The organism is Pseudomonas sp. LS2P72 (genome assembly GCF_054897865.1).
Window position 1 is genome coordinate 862450 of record NZ_CM142708.1, and the last position, 18070, is coordinate 880519.

The following is an 18070-nucleotide window of genomic DNA, read 5'->3' on the forward strand; positions in this document are numbered from 1 at the left end:
CTGCACTCTTTTTTTCTGGGAGTTTCGTAAATGGCAGTTGCCTCCGGCGCCTATAAGAAAGCCCTCGAGGGCGACCAAACACCTAAACAGGTGTTGGTCAAAATCGACCGGGTCACGAAGAAGTTCGACGAGACGATTGCCGTGGACGATGTGTCCCTGGAAATCAAGAAAGGCGAGATTTTCGCCCTGCTCGGCGGTTCGGGATCGGGCAAATCCACGTTGCTGCGCATGCTCGCAGGTTTTGAACGGCCCACGGAGGGGCGCATTTTCCTCGATGGCGTAGACATCACCGACATGCCGCCGTACGAGCGGCCGATCAACATGATGTTCCAGTCCTACGCCTTGTTCCCGCACATGACCGTGGCGCAGAACATCGCGTTCGGCCTCAAGCAGGACAAAATCCCCGCAGCTGAAGTCGATGCTCGCGTAGCCGACATGCTTAAGCTGGTTCAGATGACGCAATACGCCAAGCGCAAACCGCATCAGTTGTCCGGTGGCCAACGTCAGCGTGTGGCCCTGGCGCGTTCTTTGGCCAAGCGACCGAAGCTGTTGCTGCTCGACGAACCGATGGGGGCTCTGGACAAGAAGCTGCGTTCGCAAATGCAGCTTGAGCTTGTCGAGATCATCGAGCGGGTCGGCGTAACCTGCGTCATGGTGACCCACGACCAGGAAGAGGCCATGACCATGGCCGAGCGCATCGCGATCATGCACCTGGGCTGGATCGCCCAGATCGGCAGCCCGATCGACATCTACGAAACCCCGACCAGCCGCCTGGTCTGCGAGTTCATCGGCAACGTCAACATCTTCGACGGCGAAGTGATCGACGATGCCGAAGGCCACGCGATCATCACCTGCAAGGACCTGGACCGCCAGATTTACGTGGGCCACGGCATCAGCACCTCGGTGCAGGACAAGTCCGTGACCTACGCGATCCGTCCGGAAAAACTGCTGGTGACGCCGACCATGCCGACCTGCGAATACAACTGGTCCAGCGGCAAGGTGCACGACATCGCCTACCTCGGCGGTCACTCGGTGTTCTACGTCGAACTGCCGAGCGGCAAGATCGTCCAGTCTTTCGTCGCCAACGCCGAGCGCCGCGGCCAGCGTCCAACCTGGGGTGACCAGGTTTACGTGTATTGGGAAGACGACAGCGGCGTGGTACTTCGCTCATGAACATGCGCAAATTCAAACGCCGCCTCAATCGAATAATTCCCGGTGGCCGCCAGTTGGTCATCGGGGTTCCTTTCATTTGGTTGTTCCTGTTCTTCATGTTGCCGTTCTTCATCGTCCTGAAGATCAGCTTCGCCGAAGCCGACGTGGCCATTCCGCCGTACACCGAGATCTACAGCTTCATCGACCAGAAGCTCCAGGTGCTGCTTAACCTGGGCAACTACGCGATGCTGGCCGGCGACGAGTTGTACATCGCTGCCTACCTCGGCTCGTTGAAGATGGCGCTGATCAGCACCGTCCTCTGTTTGCTGATCGGCTACCCGATGGCCTACGCCATCGCCAGTGCCCGCAAAGAGATGCAAACGGTGCTGGTGCTGCTGATCATGATGCCGACCTGGACCGCGATCCTGATCCGCGTTTACGCGTGGATGGGCATCCTCAGCAACAACGGTTTGCTCAACGGTTTCCTGATGACCATGGGCTGGATCGACGAACCGCTGCAGATCCTCAACACCAACCTCGCGGTGTACATCGGCGTCGTTTACTCGTACCTGCCGTTCATGATCCTGCCGCTCTACGCCAACCTGGTGAAGCACGACAACAGTCTGCTGGAAGCCGCGTCCGACCTGGGTTCGAGCACGTTCAACAGCTTCTGGAAGATCACCATTCCGCTGTCCAAGAACGGCATCGTCGCGGGCTGCATGCTGGTGTTCATTCCGGTGGTGGGCGAGTTCGTGATCCCGGAACTGCTCGGCGGTCCGGAAACCCTGATGATCGGTAAAGTGCTCTGGCAAGAGTTCTTCAACAACCGTGACTGGCCGGTGGCGTCTGCCCTGGCGGTGGTGATGCTGGCGATCCTGATTGTGCCGATCATCCTGTTCAACCGCAGTCAGGCCAAAGAAATGGAGGGTAAAGAATGAAGCGCTTCCGTTTCTCAAGTTTCATGCTGGTTGCGGGTTTGCTGTTCATCTACGCGCCGATGCTGATCCTGGTGATCTACTCGTTCAACGCCTCGAAACTGGTGACGGTGTGGGGCGGTTGGTCGATCAAGTGGTACGTCGGCTTGATGGACAACACCCAACTGATGGGCTCGGTGGTGCGCTCGCTGGAAATCGCCTGCTACACGGCGGTGGCGGCGGTAGCGCTGGGGACGTTGGCGGCATTCGTGCTGACCCGTATCACCCACTTCAAGGGGCGCACGCTGTTCGGTGGCTTGGTCACCGCGCCGCTGGTGATGCCTGAAGTGATCACCGGTCTGTCGCTGTTGCTGCTGTTCGTGGCCATGGCGCAGATGATCGGTTGGCCGCAGGAACGCGGGATCATCACCATCTGGATCGCCCACACCACGTTCTGTGCGGCGTATGTAGCGGTGGTGGTGTCGGCGCGTTTGCGTGAGCTGGACCTGTCCATCGAAGAAGCGGCCATGGACCTTGGCGCGCGGCCGTGGAAGGTGTTTTTCCTGATCACCATCCCGATGATCGCGCCATCGCTGGGTGCCGGCGGCATGATGTCGTTTGCCCTGTCCCTGGATGACCTGGTATTGGCGAGCTTCGTGTCCGGTCCGGGTTCGACGACCCTGCCGATGGAAGTGTTCTCGGCGGTGCGTCTGGGGGTCAAACCGGAGATCAACGCCGTGGCCAGTCTGATTCTGCTGGCGGTATCGCTGATGACCTTCCTGGTCTGGTTCTTCAGCCGTCGTGCCGAAGAAAGTCGCAAGCGTGCGATTCAGCAGGCGATCGAAGAAAGCGCTGCAGACTCCTGGAAACAACCGGACGCGCGTCGCGCTCAGGCGCCAGAAGCGGCTTGATCCTGATGCCGGGTTGACCACCGCTGCGCGGCCAACCCTAATCCCTGTGGGAGCGAGCCTGCTCGCGATAGCATCACCTCGGTATCTTGGTTGCACCGAGTTGCCTGCATCGCGAGCAGGCTCGCTCCCACAAAGGGTCAAGCCACCCAAGGGGATTTGCGGATGATCTCGACGAAGTTCATCGGCTTGAACCCCGGCTCGCTGTCGATCAGCACATCCGCGTTCACGGTGCCGAACGTGGTGTTCGGCTTGTGTTTGAAGCCATTGGCGAACGCACACAGAATGCATTCCTTGAACCCTTCGCCACGCGGGTGGGCATGCACCACTTCTTCGCGTTGCGCGCTGGGGAACGCCGCGTAATCGATGCCCAACACATCCATTTCGACCCCGGCCGTGACCAGCGCCACATTAGGCCGCAGATGTTGCGGCACGCCCGGTGTGGTGTGCAGGGCAATCGATAGCCACACTTGCTCGATATCGTCGTCGGACAAACCGTAGGGCTTGAGGAACGCTTTGGCAGCGTTGGCACTATCGACCTCGAAGCGTTCATCGTCAGTGCGATGACCTTCAACCAGACCCAAGTCATGGAACATTGCGCCGACGTACAACAGTTCCGGGTTGTAGGCCAGTTGCTTGCGTTCACCGCTCAAGGCACCGAACAGAAACACCCGGCGTGAGTGGTGATACAGCAGGTCTGATTCGACATCGCGAATGTATTCCGTGGTGGCCTTGGCCAACGCGCTGTCGGGGATTTTGATACCGGCGATGATGCTGCTCATGGTGCTGTCCTCATGGGGAACGCCGTGGCGGCGCTAATGGGTTCAGTCTGTCCGCGCCGCCGAAACCGGACAATCGATCCATGGCTGTGATCCTTGCCAATGAGCATGCATATCGCGCCAACCTCGCTTGTTACGCGCGGATTGGCTAAGTTTGGTCTCGGCGAATAAGCTTTTGTGGTGAGGGGATTTAGCGAAACGTCGCACCGCCCCGTTGGGCTGCGTAGCGGCCCCAAAAAGTCTGGGAGCGCTGCGCACTCCAACGGGGATAAATCCCCTCGCCACAGGTAAGTGTGATCCATAGAGGCAATTGAGCCATGAGTAAAACCGTTGCCATCGTGGTCTTCGCCGGTGTCCAGTCCCTGGACGTCACCGGTCCCATGGATGTGTTTTGCGAAGCGAATCGTTTCCTTGAGCCGGCAGATCACTATCGACTGGAGGTGATCGGCGTCGAGCGCGGGGTGATGGCGTGTTCCAACGGTTTGTCACTCAATGCCCATCGGCATTTCAGTGAAGCGCTGGAGGCTTATGACTTGCTGCTGGTGGCCGGTGGACCGCAGTTGCCGTTCATGGATTTCGGTGCGGCATTTGATGCCTGGCTGCGCGATGCCTGCGCGCAGGCGCAACGCTTTGGTTCGATCTGCAACGGCGCGTTCATGCTCGCCCGGGCCGGATTGCTGGAAGGACGAACGGTGACCACCCACTGGGACGACGCCGCCGCGCTGGCGCAGTTGTGCCCGTCGACTCAGGTCGAGGCGGATCGTCTTTACGTGGAGGACGGCGAGCTCTACACCTCGGCGGGTGTCACGGCGGGGATTGATCTGTCGTTGTACTTGCTGGCCAGGGATCACGGACCGGACGTAGCGCTGAGTGTGGCAAAGCGACTGGTGGTGTTTACTCAGCGCTCGGGCGGGCAGTCACAGTTCAGCCCATTCCTCACGCCACACGCCGAGCCCACTTCGGCGGTGGCGTTGGTGCAGCTTTACGTGTTGGCCAACCTGACGGGCGACCTGGCAATTGCCGACCTGGCCAACGCCGCCAACATGAGCGCCCGCAACTTTTCACGGGTGTTTGCCAAAGAGGCGAAAGTCACCCCGGCGGAATTCGTCGAACGGGCCAGGGTGGACGCGGCGCGGGTGTTGCTTGAAAGCACCCATTCGCCGCTGAAGACCGTGGCCTATCAGTGCGGATTTCGCGATGCCCAGCACATGCGCAGTGTGTTCAACCGCAGGCTGGGCGTGACGCCGCAGCAATTCAGGCTGAACTTTGCGGCGATGGTTTGACCTGACATTTTTGTCGCTTGTCAGGGCCTCATCGTCGGAACGCCGCCCGGAGCCGGCTCGCTCCCACAGGAGAATGCATTCCAATGTGGGAGCGAGCCTGCTCGCGAAGGCGCCAGCCCGGCCAACAAAAATCTATTGCGCAGTACGCGCCGGCAACAGCTTCAACGTACTGCGCGTATTGGCGGTGACTTCTTCGTCGTTGAGATGCGCCTGGTAGTAGATCCCTTCGATATACGCTTCAGCCTGATCGTCATAGTGGCTGTCGAACGGCACGCCACTCTGGCCGACCGGGTTGACGGTCAGGCTGTGGGTCGGGTCGGCGAAGTCGATCAGGCGACGGGTCGAGGGACCATAAGTTACTGGCCACGGCGCCGGGCCGATTTTGGCCGAGAGGTTGTTCGGTACTTCGTGAGTGCCAGGTGCCGCGAACGGGCCGACGTTGAAGATCCGGTCCAGCGGCTTTTGCTGCCCCAGCGGATGACCATGGGTCAGCGTGTGCGCCTTGCCCCACTGCCATTGCGCGAAATCGGCGCCGAGGGTGGTCTTGAGGTGAGCAATGCTCGCCTGCCAGGCAATCTTGACCGTATCGGCGCGGGTTTCCTTGCCGAGGCTGTTGCGGTTGTCCCACCACGGTGAATCGGCCGTCGCGGCCAGGCGAGGCAGAGCGGAATCAATCACCCGAGTCGACAGCAGAGTCTCGAAGAAATCATTGCCCAGTTCATCGTGCATCGTCGCGTCAGCCAGGTTGAACAGGAACTGGTTGAACAGCGTGGCGCTGGTGGAATCGAGCGGGTAGTCGCCTTTCCACTGGGCCAGTTGCTCAACCAGTTTGAGCTCGGCGGGATCACTTACCACCTCACGCAGTACCGGCAACAACGGCGCCAGCAAGCGCGGGCCGTAAGCGGTGGTGGTGCCCAGTTGCAGCTTCTGGCTGGCGTCCAGATCCCACTTGATGGTTTTGTCGCTGAGCTGGCGATTGAGCTGCTGACCTCGATCGGCCAGGTTGTAGTAACCGGGAATCTCCATGCCGGTCGGCGACACTGGCTGGAAGTTGGCCGAGACGATGTAACCGCGTGCCGGGTTCTCTTCCTGCGGGTTGGCGCTGAACGGGTAAAAACCCTCCTTGTCCGCCTCGGCAGTGCTGCCGTCGAGAATGAACCCCGGACGCACACCCGCCGGACGTTTTGGCAGTTGCGCCGCTGCCCACCAGCCGATGTCGCCCTTGGCGTTGGCCCAGACGATGTTCAGACCCGGCGCCTGAACCTTTGCGGAGGCACTGCGCGCCTTGGCCAGGGTGTCGGCGCGGTTGAGCTGGTAGAAGCCCTCAAGGATCGGATTCTGGCTTTCGAGAAAACCCCACCACATGGCGATCGGGGTTTTACCGACGCTGCTGCCCAGCGCATCGTTGACGATCGGCCCGTGGGGCGACTGGCGCAGCACCAGTGTCACCGGCGCCTGGCCCTTGACCGCGATCTGCTGTTCGCTGGTCAGCATGTCCACCCATTTGCCGCGATACCAGACCTGATTGGGGTTGTCCGGGTTGACCTTCTCGGCGATCAGGTCGAGGTCGTCGTTCTGGAACATGGTGATGCTCCAGCCGAAGTCGCGGTTCATCCCGAGGGAGGCGAACGGCATCAATGCCTGATAGTGACCATAGAGCTCAAAACCCGGCGCCGAGAGCTGCGCTTCATACCACACCGACGGCGCGGAAAAACGGATATGCGGGTCGCCGGCCAACAGCGGTTTGCCGCTTTTGGTACGACTGCCGGAGACGGCCCAGGCATTGCTGCCCTCGAACTGCGGCAAGCCGTTGTCGGCCAGTGCCTGTTCGCTGAGGCGGGCGAGGGCGTTGAGGTCTTTCCAGTCGGTACTGGCGAAGGGTGGCATGGCACCGCTGCGGTTTTTCGCCAGCACGCCCTTGGGCTGCCAGTCGAGATCGAAGACGTTCAGGTAGTTGGCGCCCAACTGATCGCGCACGTAGGTCAGCAACGGTTCGGTGCGAAACGCGGCGGCAAAACTGTAGGCCATGTAACCGGTGATGCTGATGGTGTCCTGGGCAGTGAACGGGCGTTTGGGAATGCCCAGTACATCAAACTCCGCGGGTTTTGGATGGCTGTCCTGATACTGGTTGATGCCGTCCAGATAGGCTTGCATGGCGATAAAGGCTGGCGACTGTTTGTCCATGTTCGCCAGGTAGGTGTCGGCGCGTTCGCAAATGCGCAAGCTGCGCATCAGCTTGTCGGTGTCGAGCAGTTTCGGGCCCAGCACCTCGGCCAGCTCGCCGCGGGCGAGGCGGCGCAGGGCTTCCATCTGAAACAGCCGATCCTGGGCATGCACGTACCCGAGCGCGCGGTACAGGTCGGTTTCGTTCTCGGCGCGGATGTGCGGGATGCCGCGCTCGTCGTAGCGCACGGTAACCGAACCTTGCAGGTGTTGCAGTTCCACCATGCCCTGGCGTGTCGGCTGCTTGCTGTAGACGTACCAACCTGCACCTGCGGCGAGCGCAACAATCAGCAGGGCTAGGGCGGTTAGGCTACGTTTCATGGGGGTTCCTTGTTGTTATGAGTGGCTGCAGTTCCCTGGCGCCACTGTTTAACACAGCTTGTCGAATTGGCCCATCGCCCGTAGGAGGGATTCGTATTTCAACGTCTTTGCTACTTCGTGGGGTCGACTGGCCAAGGTCCGTAATATCCCCTGCGCATAATTAGTACGACTCCCACGTAAAGGCTGGTTTCTGGTTCGTACTGCGAATATATAAAAGAGTTGAGTCAAAAGTGTGCGGATAAATTAGCAAGTTGTAGGCGGAAGAATATGATCTATAGCTTCGAGGCCGCTGGTCTAGGAATAATGAAGCGGCAGCATATTCCTGGGTGAGTAGCGGATTAATGTGGTTGAGGTGATGTGGTTATAGGAGATTTCCTTCGTTAATTAGCGAATCGTACTACAAAAATAGCATTGCGAGTTATTGCTAAGCTGACTATAAAGTGGCTTTGATATCGGAGTTTCCATTAGATGTAGGTGCGTCGAAAGCAGATATTTTTATTGAAGAAAACTCGAAGTGTCCGGAAGCGGCAGGTATTTAATATGATAGATATAAAACAGCTGCAGGAAAACTATCAGTCGATGAAATCCAATTTGTCGGCAAGAAATATAAGAATCGATTTGGACCGTATTATTTCTCTCTATGAGGACGTTAAATCGCAAAAGCGAGAACTTGAGGATATGCAAGGTCAGTTAAATGCTCTTTCGAAAGGGCCCAGAGATAGTGCCTTGACAGCGGAAATTCCACCGTCCGTCGCGATGAGTGCGATGACATTAAAAGGTGCCATTATAAAGGCTAAGGAGAGGTTTAATTTACTTGATGCGGAATTTTCATCGTGTATCCGCCAGTTACCAAATTGGACTTCGTCAGATGTGCCAATTGGCCTCAGCGATGAAGACAACTTAACTGTCCGAGTAAGTGGGGAAATTCCAAAATTCTCCTTTCCCAGTAAGGATCATCTTGAATTGGGGCGTGATCTTGACTTGCTTGATTTTGACTCGGGTGCAAAAGTCGCAGGTTCAAAGTTTTATTTTCTTAAAAATCAAGCAGTGTTCCTCCAGCACGCGCTGAAGAGCTATATTTTCAACAAGGCATTAAAGGCCGGCTTCACACCTTTGCAGACGCCGGACATATCTTACAATCATATAATGGAAGGCGTAGGGTTTTCTCCCAAGGGGGACGAAAGTAATACATACGAGTTGGGTGGCTTAGACAAAAGTCTTATCGCTACAGCCGAAATATGTATTGCCGGTATGCATTCTGATGAGGTAATTGATTTTGCTCGACTCCCACTGCTTTATATTGCCGAAAGCCATTGTTTCAGGCGAGAAGCTGGGGCTTCCGGTAAGTCTAGCAAAGGCCTTTACAGGGTCCATCAATTTGAAAAATTAGAATTATTTGTATTGTGCCTGCCCGAGGATAGCGCTGAATATCATGAGAAAATTCTTGCATTGCAGGAAGAGATTTATACCGAGCTAGGTATTCCGTATAGAGTCGTACTAAATTGCACTGGCGACTTGGGGGCACCGGCGTATAGAAAATATGATATCGAGGCCTGGATGCCGGGTAAAGGCACTGCCGGGGAATATGGTGAAATAACGTCAGCAAGTAATTGTACTGACTATCAATCGCGGCGCCTTAATATTAAATATAAGGATCCTCTTCTGAAGAAAAATCAGTATGTTCATACTCTCAATGGAACCGCTTCAGCACTAGGAAGAACGATGATCGCGATTTTGGAAAACTTTCAAAAAGCTGATGGCTCTGTAGAGATTCCTGAACCATTAAGACGTTATTTGGATTTTAAAAATATTGTCTAATACCTATCATAGATCTTCGTAGAGCAATTTTGCCCATCCTGACTTAAGGTGGGCATATTGCATTAGTTATCTATTATTGTTTTGTTTGGCCACGGGCAGTAACAACCCACTGCCAGTGTGTGAGTAGCATTCACCGCGCGCCCTTCGTTCAGCGCTTGCAGAATCGGTTCGATAAAGCTGTTGTTCGAATTGCAGGTCAGGCCTTCGCTGTACGGGCCGAAATACGCCAGTTTGCCGTTGCGATCCCAGATCGCCACGGCCGGGCTCGCGGGGATCTGTTCGGAGCCTGGCAGGACGGCGATGCTTTTCAGGCTGCTCAAGGTGCTCGGTAACTGCCCGTGGCTGCCAGGCTTTTGTACCGCATAAAACTCCACGCCTTGCGGTACATAATGCTCAACCAGTTCGCTCAGGTGTTGTTGGTTACCGACGTTGCACGGGCAGGCCGGGTCCCAGAAGTGCACGAGGCGGATGGCGCCGGGGCCGGCGAGATGATCGGGCAGGCGCAGCGGGTCACCGGAGAACACCGCGGTGTGCTCGCTGAATGCTCGCAGGTAGCGGCCCTGAAACCAGTCGTAGGCAGCCCACAGCACGCCGGCACACACGAGGGCGAGCAGGCTGGCAAGCAGTGTGGCGCGGAAGGGCGAGCGCATGGATTTCAGTCCTCGAAGGTGCGCTAGCTTGCCATGCTTGCCCCGACAGATGAATATCGCAGGCCCATAAAGTCCGTTTCGCGTTCTGGAATTGCTCATGCCTGCCACTTTCGACTCCGATCATCTGCGTGCCAGCCTGCAACCGCTGGCCGACTGGCAGCCGCTGTCGGTGGAAGCGCTGGCTTACCAGCGTTTCTACGGGCTGGATTTTGCGGGTCGCAACGTGCGCAGTGGCCTTGGGCGTTTCGCGGTCGATGGTTATGACGTGGTCAGCCATGTCTGGTGGCCCGAGCGGGCGAAGGCGACGCTGTTTTTGTTCCACGGTTTTTACGATCACACCGGGCTTTACCGGCATGTGATCGAATGGGCGCTGGATCAGAATTTCGCGGTGATTGCCTGCGACTTGCCGGGGCACGGGTTGTCCAGTGGCGAACGGGCCAGCATCAAGGATTTCACCGAGTATCAGGACACGCTGCAAGGGTTGTTTACCGAAGCGCAATCCCTGGATCTGCCGCAGCCGTGGCACCTGTGCGGGCAAAGCACTGGCGGCGCGATCGTGATCGATCATGTGCTCAATCAGGGCGCCAGTAGTCCGGCCCAGGGCCAGGTCATTCTGTTGTCGCCGTTGGTAAGGCCGCGGGCCTGGGGCTGGTCGCAACTCAGCTATTACCTGCTCAAGCCTTTCGTCAAAGCCATCGCCCGGCGCTTCAGCGAGAACTCCAACGACCCGGATTTTCTGCCCTTTCTGCAAGCCGATCCATTGCAGCCGCTACGTTTGCCGACCGCCTGGGTCGGTGCGCTGGCGCGCTGGATCAAACGCATCGAAGCCGCACCGTACAGCATGCGGCGACCGCTGATTGTGCAGGGGCAGGCGGACATGACCGTGGACTGGGAACATAACCTTGAAGTATTGCGGGGCAAGTTCGATCGGCCACAGGTGCTGATGTTGCCTGAGGCACGGCATCACCTGGCGAATGAGACGCTGGCGTTGCGGCGGGAGTATTTCGGGTTTTTGACGAAGCGGATCAAGGGCAGGAATCTTTAGGCGTCTGTGATGGCCTCATCGCGAGCAGGCTCGCTCCCACATTAGACCGAGTACGTCTGAACAACTCGCTCACTGTGGGAGCGAGCCTGCTCGCGATAGCGATCTGTCAGGCACCGAAGATTATTGGGTGAGGCCCGGCGTATCCTGCCCCACCGCCAGCCCCGCGCGAATCGCCGCCAACGCGGCCTGATAATAAGCCTTGCCCTCGGCAGACTCGGCGAAGGTCGCGAACTCTTCCAGTTCTTCATCCGACAGGTCGCGATAGACATACAACAGCGTGTTGTTCAGGTCGCTGCCGATCTGGTCCATCAAGCGCTGACGCTGACCGTTCAACATGCCTTGAGCCTGACCACCGCCAAGCAGGCCGGGGATCATCGAACTGAGGCTGTCGGCCGCAACGCCGGCAATCGCCAGGCTGACTTCAGCGCCAGCCTCGCGAGCGGGCAAGGCCTGGGCCAGATGGCCGATGATCAGCATGCGGCTGTCGCTGGCCTGGATCTTGGGCAAACCCTTGGCGTTTTTTGCCAGCTGATCGCGACGGGTCGCGAGCAATTCGGCGGCCACGATTTTCTTGCCCAAGGGTGACTGAAAGAATGTCAGCGCAGGTTTCGGATCGGCGAGGGTCTTGCGCAATTGCGCTTCGGCGCGTTGGTCGACGGCCTGGGGGGCAAAGCGCTGATTGCTGTTATTCACCAGCGCCTGGAACACTGCCGGCGGCAGGCTGTTCTGGTACCGCTGCTGAGCGGCCGAGAGAGCGTCGTTGAAATGCGCGCGTTGTTCTGGCCAACCGGCGACCTTGTACAACTGGTCGTGGCCGTCTGCCCAAGCGGGCAATACACAGAACATCAACAGTGAAAAAAGCAAACGGCGCATAGGGACTCCTGTCAGCAGGCGACTATTCTCCGTGTGGCATTCGTCCTTGTCGAGAATTCGTATCAACCCGCTGCGCGGCTCTGTCGGATTTTCAGGCACAGGAATACTATGCGCGGCATGCGAATACCCTCTGATCACCCGCTGCTGTTACGTATCGTCGACGACCTGGCCGAACATGGCTGGTCGCAGCAGAATATTTTCCTTCCTCTGGGTCTGACCCAGGAACTGGCGGCCGAGTGCCATAAACGTGCTGCCGAGGGCGAATTGGCCCCGGCCGCGGTGGGTCGAGGGGCAACATCCGAGATTCGCGAGGGGATTCGCGGCGACCATATCCAGTGGATCGAGCCCGGCCAGGCGTTGGCGTGCGACAGCTATCTGGATTTGATGGACAGCCTGCGCGAGGCGATGAATCGCGGTTTGTTTCTGGGCCTGGAAGATTTCGAAAGCCATTTCGCGCTGTACCCGCCCGGCGCGTTCTACCTCAAACATGTCGACCGTTTCCGCGACGACGACCGGCGCATGGTGTCGGCGGTGGTCTATCTCAATGACGCCTGGCTGCCCGAGCATGGCGGTCAGTTGCGTATGTACCTGGGTGAAGGCGTCGAACATGAAGTGGTGCCCACCGGCGGATGCCTGGTGGTGTTTCTGTCGGGTGAAGTGCCCCATGAAGTCCTGCCCGCGACCCGGGATCGCCTGTCGTTGACCGGCTGGTTCCGGCGGCGTGGCAACGAGCCGTTCTGATCATGCAAAAAATTCTGGTAAGCCGCTGTCTGCTGGGCCACCGCGTACGTTACGACGGCGGGGCGAGTGGGCCGTTCGATCAGCTTCAGCAGTGGCTTGATGAAGGTCGGGTGGTGCCGTTGTGTCCGGAGGTTGCTGGCGGGTTGCCGACGCCGAGAGCCGCGGCGGAAATTCCGGGTGGGCAGGGTGCTGAAGTGCTTGATGGCCACGCCTCAGTGATCACCACCGAGGGCGAGGACGTCAGCGCCGAGTTTCTCTCGGGGGCTTATCAGGCGTTGGAACTGGTGCAAAAGCACGGCATCCGCATTGCCGTGCTCAAGGCCAACAGCCCGTCTTGCGGGAATCTGTTGACCTATGACGGGACGTTCAGTGGTGTGAAGGTGAGTGGTGAAGGTGTGACTGCGGCGTTGCTCAGGCGCCATGGCGTGCAAGTCTTCAGTGAGCTGGAGTTGCCGCAAGCGGCGGCAGTCCTGGCAACCCTGAACTAACGCCCTACACAAAACCATTGTAGGAGCTGAGCTTGCTCGCGATGAGGCCATACCAGTCAACATCAATGTTGAATGTTCGACCGCCATCGCGAGCAAGCTCAGCTCCTACAGGTTCCAGCGATTTCAGGGTTTCGGCGCCACACTCGTATCCGCCCCCAACCACTTCTGTTCCAGTGCCTCCAATCGCCCATCCGCCTTGATCCGCTGTAGCGCGTTCTCCAGGCTGGCATGAAACGCCGGGTTACCCTTCTGAAACGGAATCGCCAGGCTAACCGGCGAGCTGTCTTTTGGCTTTTCTTCGGTCAGCGATTGCACCAGCAGAATCGAACGTGGCTCTTCCTTCTGCGCGATCAATTGCGCATCAGTGTGAATGTAAGGTTCGCTGAAGTCGAAACGATCCTCGAGGTCCGGGGTCACTGCTATGTGGTTGATGGCGACGTCGTACTTGCCGGTTTCAACACCTTGCAACAGATCGCTGGAATCGGTAACGACGAAGTCGGCCCGCACATCCAGTTCGTTGGCCAGCATTTGCCCCAGTTCGACTTCGAACCCGGTGAGTTTGCCGTCTTCCTTGAAATTGAAGGGCGGTGTATTAGCCTCAAGGGCAATACGCAATTCGCCTCGGTCGTTTACATCGTCAATCAGTTCGGCATGAGCCAAAGGGCTCATAAGGGGTAGCAGGCAGATCAGGCCAGGCAGAAAACGCATGGTCACTCCTTTGAATTCATTATCGCGACGCTTTGTTCAGGCTCGCTTTGCTATGGTTGTCGAGTGCCTTCGACAACGATTGGCCGTGAAGTTGTCATGGCCACACGGATTTTACGGAAAAACTGGAGAAGAGAATGAAAACCTTTATGTCACGAGCAGCATTGGCTGGCCTGTTGATGGGAGCTTCGATGCTGGCAACGGCTGCTACACCGGCTCCCAAAGGTGCAGAAGTGTCCATCGTTACTCCTGCGGACGGTGCCACGGTTCCGCAAACCGTCGTCGTCAAGTTCGCGGTCGAGAACATTGCGCTTGCGCCAGCCGGCGATGTGACCAAGAACACCGGCCATCACCACTTGCTGATCGATGTCGATGAACTGCCGGCCGCCGGTGTGCCGATCCCCAACGATGCCAACCACCTGCATTTCGGCAAGGCGCAGACCCAGGCTGAAGTAAAGCTGACACCGGGCAAACACACCTTGCAGCTGGAACTGGGCGATAGCGGCCACATGCCGTTCGATCCGCCGATCGTGTCGGAGAAAATCACCGTGAATGTGAAGTAACTTTTCCACCGGCATGAAAAAGGGAGACCCGAGGGTCTCCCTTTTTGTCGCTCAAGTCACTATCAGAACAACACGCGGCAACGAATGGTGCCGTTGATGTGCTGCAGCTTCTCTTGGGCAATTTCCGAGTAATCGGCGTCGACGTCGATCACGACGTAGCCGACTTTCTCGTTGGTCTGCAGGAACTGACCGGAAATGTTGATACCGTTTTCGGCGAAGACCTTGTTGATCTCGCTCATCACACCCGGAATGTTCTCGTGGATGTGCAGCAGACGGTGTTTGCCAGGGTGAGCCGGCAGGGCCACTTCCGGGAAGTTCACCGACGATACCGAGGTACCGTTGTCGCTGTACTTGACCAGTTTTTCAGCCACTTCCAGACCGATGTTGGCTTGCGCTTCAGCGGTGGAACCGCCGATGTGCGGGGTCAGGATCACGTTGTCCAGGCCACGCAGCGGGCTTTCGAACTCTTCTTCGTTGGAGCGCGGCTCCACCGGGAATACGTCGATGGCCGCGCCGATCAGGTGCTTGTCCTTGATCGCGTCCGCCAGCGCTTGCAGTTCAACTACAGTGCCGCGAGCCGCGTTGATCAGAATGCCGCCTTTCTTGATCGCACGGATTTCTTTCTCGCCGATCATCCACTGGGTCGCAGCGGTTTCCGGAACGTGCAGGGTGACGATGTCGGACATGCCCAGCAACTCGGTCAGGTTACCGACCTGAGTCGCGTTGCCCAATGGCAGCTTGGTCACGGTGTCGTAGAAGTACACCTGCATGCCCAGGCCTTCAGCCAGGACCGACAGTTGCGTACCGATCGAGCCGTAACCGACGATGCCGAGCTTCTTGCCACGGATTTCGAAGGAGTTGGCTGCGCTCTTGATCCAGCCGCCACGGTGGCAGGAAGCGTTCTTCTCAGGGATGCCGCGCAGCAACAGGATCGCTTCGGCCAGCACCAGCTCGGCAACGGAGCGAGTGTTGGAGTACGGAGCGTTGAACACTGCGATGCCGCGTTCGCGGGCAGCATTGAGGTCAACCTGGTTGGTGCCGATGCAGAAACAGCCGACAGCGACCAGTTTCTTCGCCTGATCGAAGATCTCTTCGGTCAGTTGAGTGCGGGAGCGAATGCCGATGAAGTGCGCATCAGCGATCTTTTCCTTCAGCTGGGCTTCCGGCAGAGAACCTGTGAGGTACTCGATGCTGGTGTAGCCCGCCGACTTGAGGACGTCGACAGCCGATTGGTGGACGCCTTCGAGAAGAAGGAACTTGATCTTGCTCTTATCGAGAGAAGTCTTGCTCATCTGCGTAAACCTGTATCCCGGAGAAAAATGGCAGGGAAGTAGCCAGCAGACGCTGACCCGAGCGGCATGACAGCCGTCGCCGCAGAACAGCCTTTGGGCACTATCCTGCGGGGTCGGTATGCTAGCATATGCACCCCGCTAAACACTCATTCCTGCGACGTGAAGCGTTCTCAGGATGACCATGAATTGTTCGAGAGTTCTGTCGATGACCAATCCTGCGCTGATTGATGAGCTGAAGACCTTGGTTGAGCCTGGCAAGGTACTGACCGACGCCGACTCCCTGAATGCTTACGGTAAGGATTGGACCAAGCATTTCGCCCCGGCCCCGACCGCCATCGTGTTCCCCAAGACCACCGAACAGGTCCAGGCCATTGTCCGTTGGGCCAATGAACACAAAATTGCGCTGGTGCCGTCTGGTGGTCGCACCGGGCTGTCCGCCGCTGCCGTGGCTGCCAATGGCGAAGTCGTTGTGTCCTTCGACTACATGAACCAGATCCTCGACGTGAACATGACCGACCGCACCGCGGTCTGCCAGCCGGGCGTGGTCACCGAACACCTGCAGAACGTCGCCGAAGAAAAAGGCCTGTACTACCCGGTGGACTTCGCCTCGGCAGGTTCGAGCCAGATTGGTGGCAATATCGGCACCAATGCCGGCGGGATCAAGGTGATCCGCTACGGCATGACCCGCAACTGGGTGGCGGGCATGAAAGTCGTCACCGGCAAAGGCGATTTGCTGGAACTGAACAAAGACCTGATCAAGAACGCCACCGGCTACGACCTGCGTCAGCTGTTTATTGGCGCTGAAGGCACCCTCGGTTTTGTGGTCGAGGCCACCATGCGTCTGGACCGTGCCCCGAAAAACCTCACCGCCATGGTCCTCGGCACGGCCGATTTCGACTCGATCATGCCGGTATTGCACGCGTTCCAGAGCAAGCTCGACCTGACCGCTTTCGAATTCTTCTCCGATAAAGCCTTGGCCAAGGTCATGGGCCGGGGCGATGTACCCGCGCCATTTGAAACAGATTGCCCGTTTTACGCGCTGCTGGAATTCGAAGCGACCACCGAAGAAGTGGCCAACCACGCCCTGGAAACCTTCGAGCACTGCGTCGAGCAGGGCTGGGTGCTGGACGGCGTGATGAGCCAAAGCGAAACCCAGTTGCAAAACCTCTGGAAGCTGCGCGAATACATCTCCGAAACCATTTCCCACTGGACGCCGTACAAGAACGACATTTCGGTCACTGTGTCGAAAGTCCCGGCGTTCCTGAAGGAAATCGACGCGATCGTCGGCGAACACTACCCGGATTTCGAAATCGTCTGGTTCGGCCACATCGGCGACGGCAACTTGCACTTGAACATCCTCAAGCCGGAAAACCTGAGCAAGGACGAGTTTTTCGCCAAGTGCGCGACCGTCAATAAGTGGGTGTTCGAAACCGTCGAGAAGTACAACGGTTCGATTTCCGCCGAACATGGCGTGGGCATGACCAAGCGTGATTACTTGACCTACAGCCGCTCGCCGGTCGAGATCGAGTACATGAAAGCCGTCAAAGCGGTGTTCGACCCGAACGGCATCATGAACCCGGGCAAAATTTTCGCTGTTTGATTCTTCGAACTTAAAGAGCACGGAACAGGAGTCGGTAATGAGCTATCAGCACCAGTATGTCGACGGTACGCGTATTCACTTCCCGCTGGGGAAAGTGGTGTGCATCGGCCGTAACTACGCCGAACACGCCAAGGAACTGGACAACCCGGTGCCTTCAGAGCCGCTACTGTTCATTAAACCGGGCAGTTGCGTAGTGCCGCTGGAAGGTGGTTTCAGCATTCCGACCGAACGCGGTTCAGTGCATTACGAAGCGGAAATCGCGGTGTTGATCGGCAAGCCTTTGTCGACCAAACCAAGCGTTGAAGAAGTGCTCGATGCTATCTCCGGCTTCGCTCCGGCCCTGGACCTGACCCTGCGCGACAAGCAGGCCGAGCTGAAAGCCAAGGGCCTGCCGTGGGAAATCGCCAAGTCCTTCGACGGTGCAGCGGTGATTGCACCGTTCGTGTCCGGCAGCACGTTTGCTGACCTGACCGACATCGGCATCCGCCTGACCATCAACGGCGTAGTGCGCCAGGACGGCAACAGCAGCGCGATGCTCAACCCGATCGTGCCGATGATCCAGCACATGGCCGGCTGCTTCTCGCTGCAGGCCGGTGACGTGATCCTGACGGGCACGCCGGTGGGCGTTGGTCCGCTGAATGTCGGTGACGAACTGGTGATTGAATTGCCAGGCGCCAGCAGCTTCACCAGCAGCGTCCGCTGATCCAGAAGCGCT

At 57.9% G+C, this 18070-nt stretch carries 17 protein-coding genes; 11 read left to right on the forward strand and 6 right to left on the reverse strand.

Features of this window, described 5'->3' with window-relative positions; all coding sequences use genetic code 11:
• Nucleotides 1–30 precede the first annotated feature (30 nt).
• From ACYZUA_RS03905 to ACYZUA_RS03915, 3 genes are read left to right on the forward strand one after another with little or no spacing between them, the layout of a single operon-like run.
• The gene (locus tag ACYZUA_RS03905) at nt 31–1173 is read left to right on the forward strand and encodes an ABC transporter ATP-binding protein (RefSeq protein WP_461962141.1); all 1143 of its coding nucleotides are present in this window, start codon (nt 31–33) and stop codon (nt 1171–1173) included.
• Between the two features lie 35 nt (nt 1174–1208).
• On the forward strand, nt 1209–2090 hold the full coding sequence (locus ACYZUA_RS03910; protein ID WP_461963865.1) for an ABC transporter permease subunit: 882 nt from the start codon (nt 1209–1211) through the stop codon (nt 2088–2090).
• Entirely contained in the window at nt 2087–2977 is an 891-nt protein-coding gene (locus tag ACYZUA_RS03915) for an ABC transporter permease subunit (RefSeq protein WP_461962142.1), read from the forward strand. Before ACYZUA_RS03910 ends, ACYZUA_RS03915 begins: the two co-directional genes overlap by 4 nt.
• Nucleotides 2978–3114: 137 nt before the next feature.
• Here the strand turns inward: ACYZUA_RS03915 and ACYZUA_RS03920 are convergent, their stop codons facing one another.
• The gene (locus tag ACYZUA_RS03920; RefSeq protein WP_461962143.1) at nt 3115–3756 is read right to left on the reverse strand and encodes an HD domain-containing protein; all 642 of its coding nucleotides are present in this window, start codon (nt 3754–3756) and stop codon (nt 3115–3117) included.
• Between the two features lie 314 nt (nt 3757–4070).
• Between ACYZUA_RS03920 and ACYZUA_RS03925 the strand changes: the two genes are divergently transcribed.
• Entirely contained in the window at nt 4071–5036 is a 966-nt protein-coding gene (locus ACYZUA_RS03925) for a GlxA family transcriptional regulator (RefSeq protein WP_461962144.1), read from the forward strand.
• Between the two features lie 132 nt (nt 5037–5168).
• Here ACYZUA_RS03925 and ACYZUA_RS03930 read toward each other — a convergent pair whose 3' ends face one another.
• Complete coding sequence (locus ACYZUA_RS03930; RefSeq protein WP_461962145.1) at nt 5169–7580, reverse strand: penicillin acylase family protein; 2412 nt, start codon at nt 7578–7580, stop codon at nt 5169–5171.
• Nucleotides 7581–8159: 579 nt separating this feature from the next.
• On the opposite strand from ACYZUA_RS03930, the gene serS reads away from it, so the two are divergent.
• Nucleotides 8160–9398: a serine--tRNA ligase gene (gene serS / locus ACYZUA_RS03935; RefSeq protein ID WP_461962146.1), complete on the forward strand. Its 1239-nt coding sequence runs from the start codon at nt 8160–8162 to the stop codon at nt 9396–9398.
• A 62-nt stretch (nt 9399–9460) separates the two neighbouring features.
• On the opposite strand, the gene ACYZUA_RS03940 is transcribed toward serS, so the two are convergent.
• Nucleotides 9461–10048, reverse strand: a complete 588-nt coding sequence (locus ACYZUA_RS03940; RefSeq protein WP_461962147.1) for a DUF6436 domain-containing protein — start codon at nt 10046–10048, stop codon at nt 9461–9463.
• A 97-nt stretch (nt 10049–10145) separates the two neighbouring features.
• On the opposite strand from ACYZUA_RS03940, the gene bipL reads away from it, so the two are divergent.
• Nucleotides 10146–11093, forward strand: a complete 948-nt coding sequence (gene bipL / locus ACYZUA_RS03945) for a phospholipase BipL (protein ID WP_461962148.1) — start codon at nt 10146–10148, stop codon at nt 11091–11093.
• Between the two features lie 120 nt (nt 11094–11213).
• On the opposite strand, the gene ACYZUA_RS03950 is transcribed toward bipL, so the two are convergent.
• The gene (locus ACYZUA_RS03950; protein WP_461962149.1) at nt 11214–11966 is read right to left on the reverse strand and encodes a DUF2059 domain-containing protein; all 753 of its coding nucleotides are present in this window, start codon (nt 11964–11966) and stop codon (nt 11214–11216) included.
• Between the two features lie 108 nt (nt 11967–12074).
• On the opposite strand from ACYZUA_RS03950, the gene ACYZUA_RS03955 reads away from it, so the two are divergent.
• The gene (locus ACYZUA_RS03955; RefSeq protein ID WP_461962150.1) at nt 12075–12707 is read left to right on the forward strand and encodes a 2OG-Fe(II) oxygenase; all 633 of its coding nucleotides are present in this window, start codon (nt 12075–12077) and stop codon (nt 12705–12707) included.
• A 2-nt stretch (nt 12708–12709) separates the two neighbouring features.
• Nucleotides 12710–13195 carry a 2-thiouracil desulfurase family protein gene (locus ACYZUA_RS03960; RefSeq protein ID WP_461962151.1) on the forward strand — a complete coding sequence of 162 codons (486 nt, stop codon included), beginning with the start codon at nt 12710–12712 and terminating at the stop codon, nt 13193–13195.
• A 123-nt stretch (nt 13196–13318) separates the two neighbouring features.
• On the opposite strand, the gene ACYZUA_RS03965 is transcribed toward ACYZUA_RS03960, so the two are convergent.
• Entirely contained in the window at nt 13319–13903 is a 585-nt protein-coding gene (locus ACYZUA_RS03965) for a transporter substrate-binding domain-containing protein (RefSeq protein ID WP_461962152.1), read from the reverse strand.
• A gap of 134 nt (nt 13904–14037) precedes the next feature.
• Here ACYZUA_RS03965 and ACYZUA_RS03970 point away from each other — a divergent pair, with 134 nt between their 5' ends.
• A complete protein-coding gene (locus ACYZUA_RS03970; RefSeq protein ID WP_461962153.1) occupies nt 14038–14463 on the forward strand; it encodes a DUF4399 domain-containing protein in 426 nt (141 codons plus the stop codon).
• 62 nt (nt 14464–14525) lie between these two features.
• Here ACYZUA_RS03970 and serA read toward each other — a convergent pair whose 3' ends face one another.
• Entirely contained in the window at nt 14526–15755 is a 1230-nt protein-coding gene (gene serA / locus ACYZUA_RS03975; RefSeq protein WP_046045168.1) for a phosphoglycerate dehydrogenase, read from the reverse strand.
• A gap of 205 nt (nt 15756–15960) precedes the next feature.
• On the opposite strand from serA, the gene ACYZUA_RS03980 reads away from it, so the two are divergent.
• Both ACYZUA_RS03980 and ACYZUA_RS03985 read left to right on the forward strand, forming a co-directional pair.
• Nucleotides 15961–17355 (forward strand): FAD-binding oxidoreductase, encoded by a 1395-nt coding sequence (locus ACYZUA_RS03980; protein WP_461963867.1) that lies wholly within the window; start codon nt 15961–15963, stop codon nt 17353–17355.
• A gap of 37 nt (nt 17356–17392) precedes the next feature.
• Nucleotides 17393–18058: a fumarylacetoacetate hydrolase family protein gene (locus ACYZUA_RS03985; protein WP_461962154.1), complete on the forward strand. Its 666-nt coding sequence runs from the start codon at nt 17393–17395 to the stop codon at nt 18056–18058.
• The last annotated feature ends 12 nt before the right edge of the window (nt 18059–18070 follow it).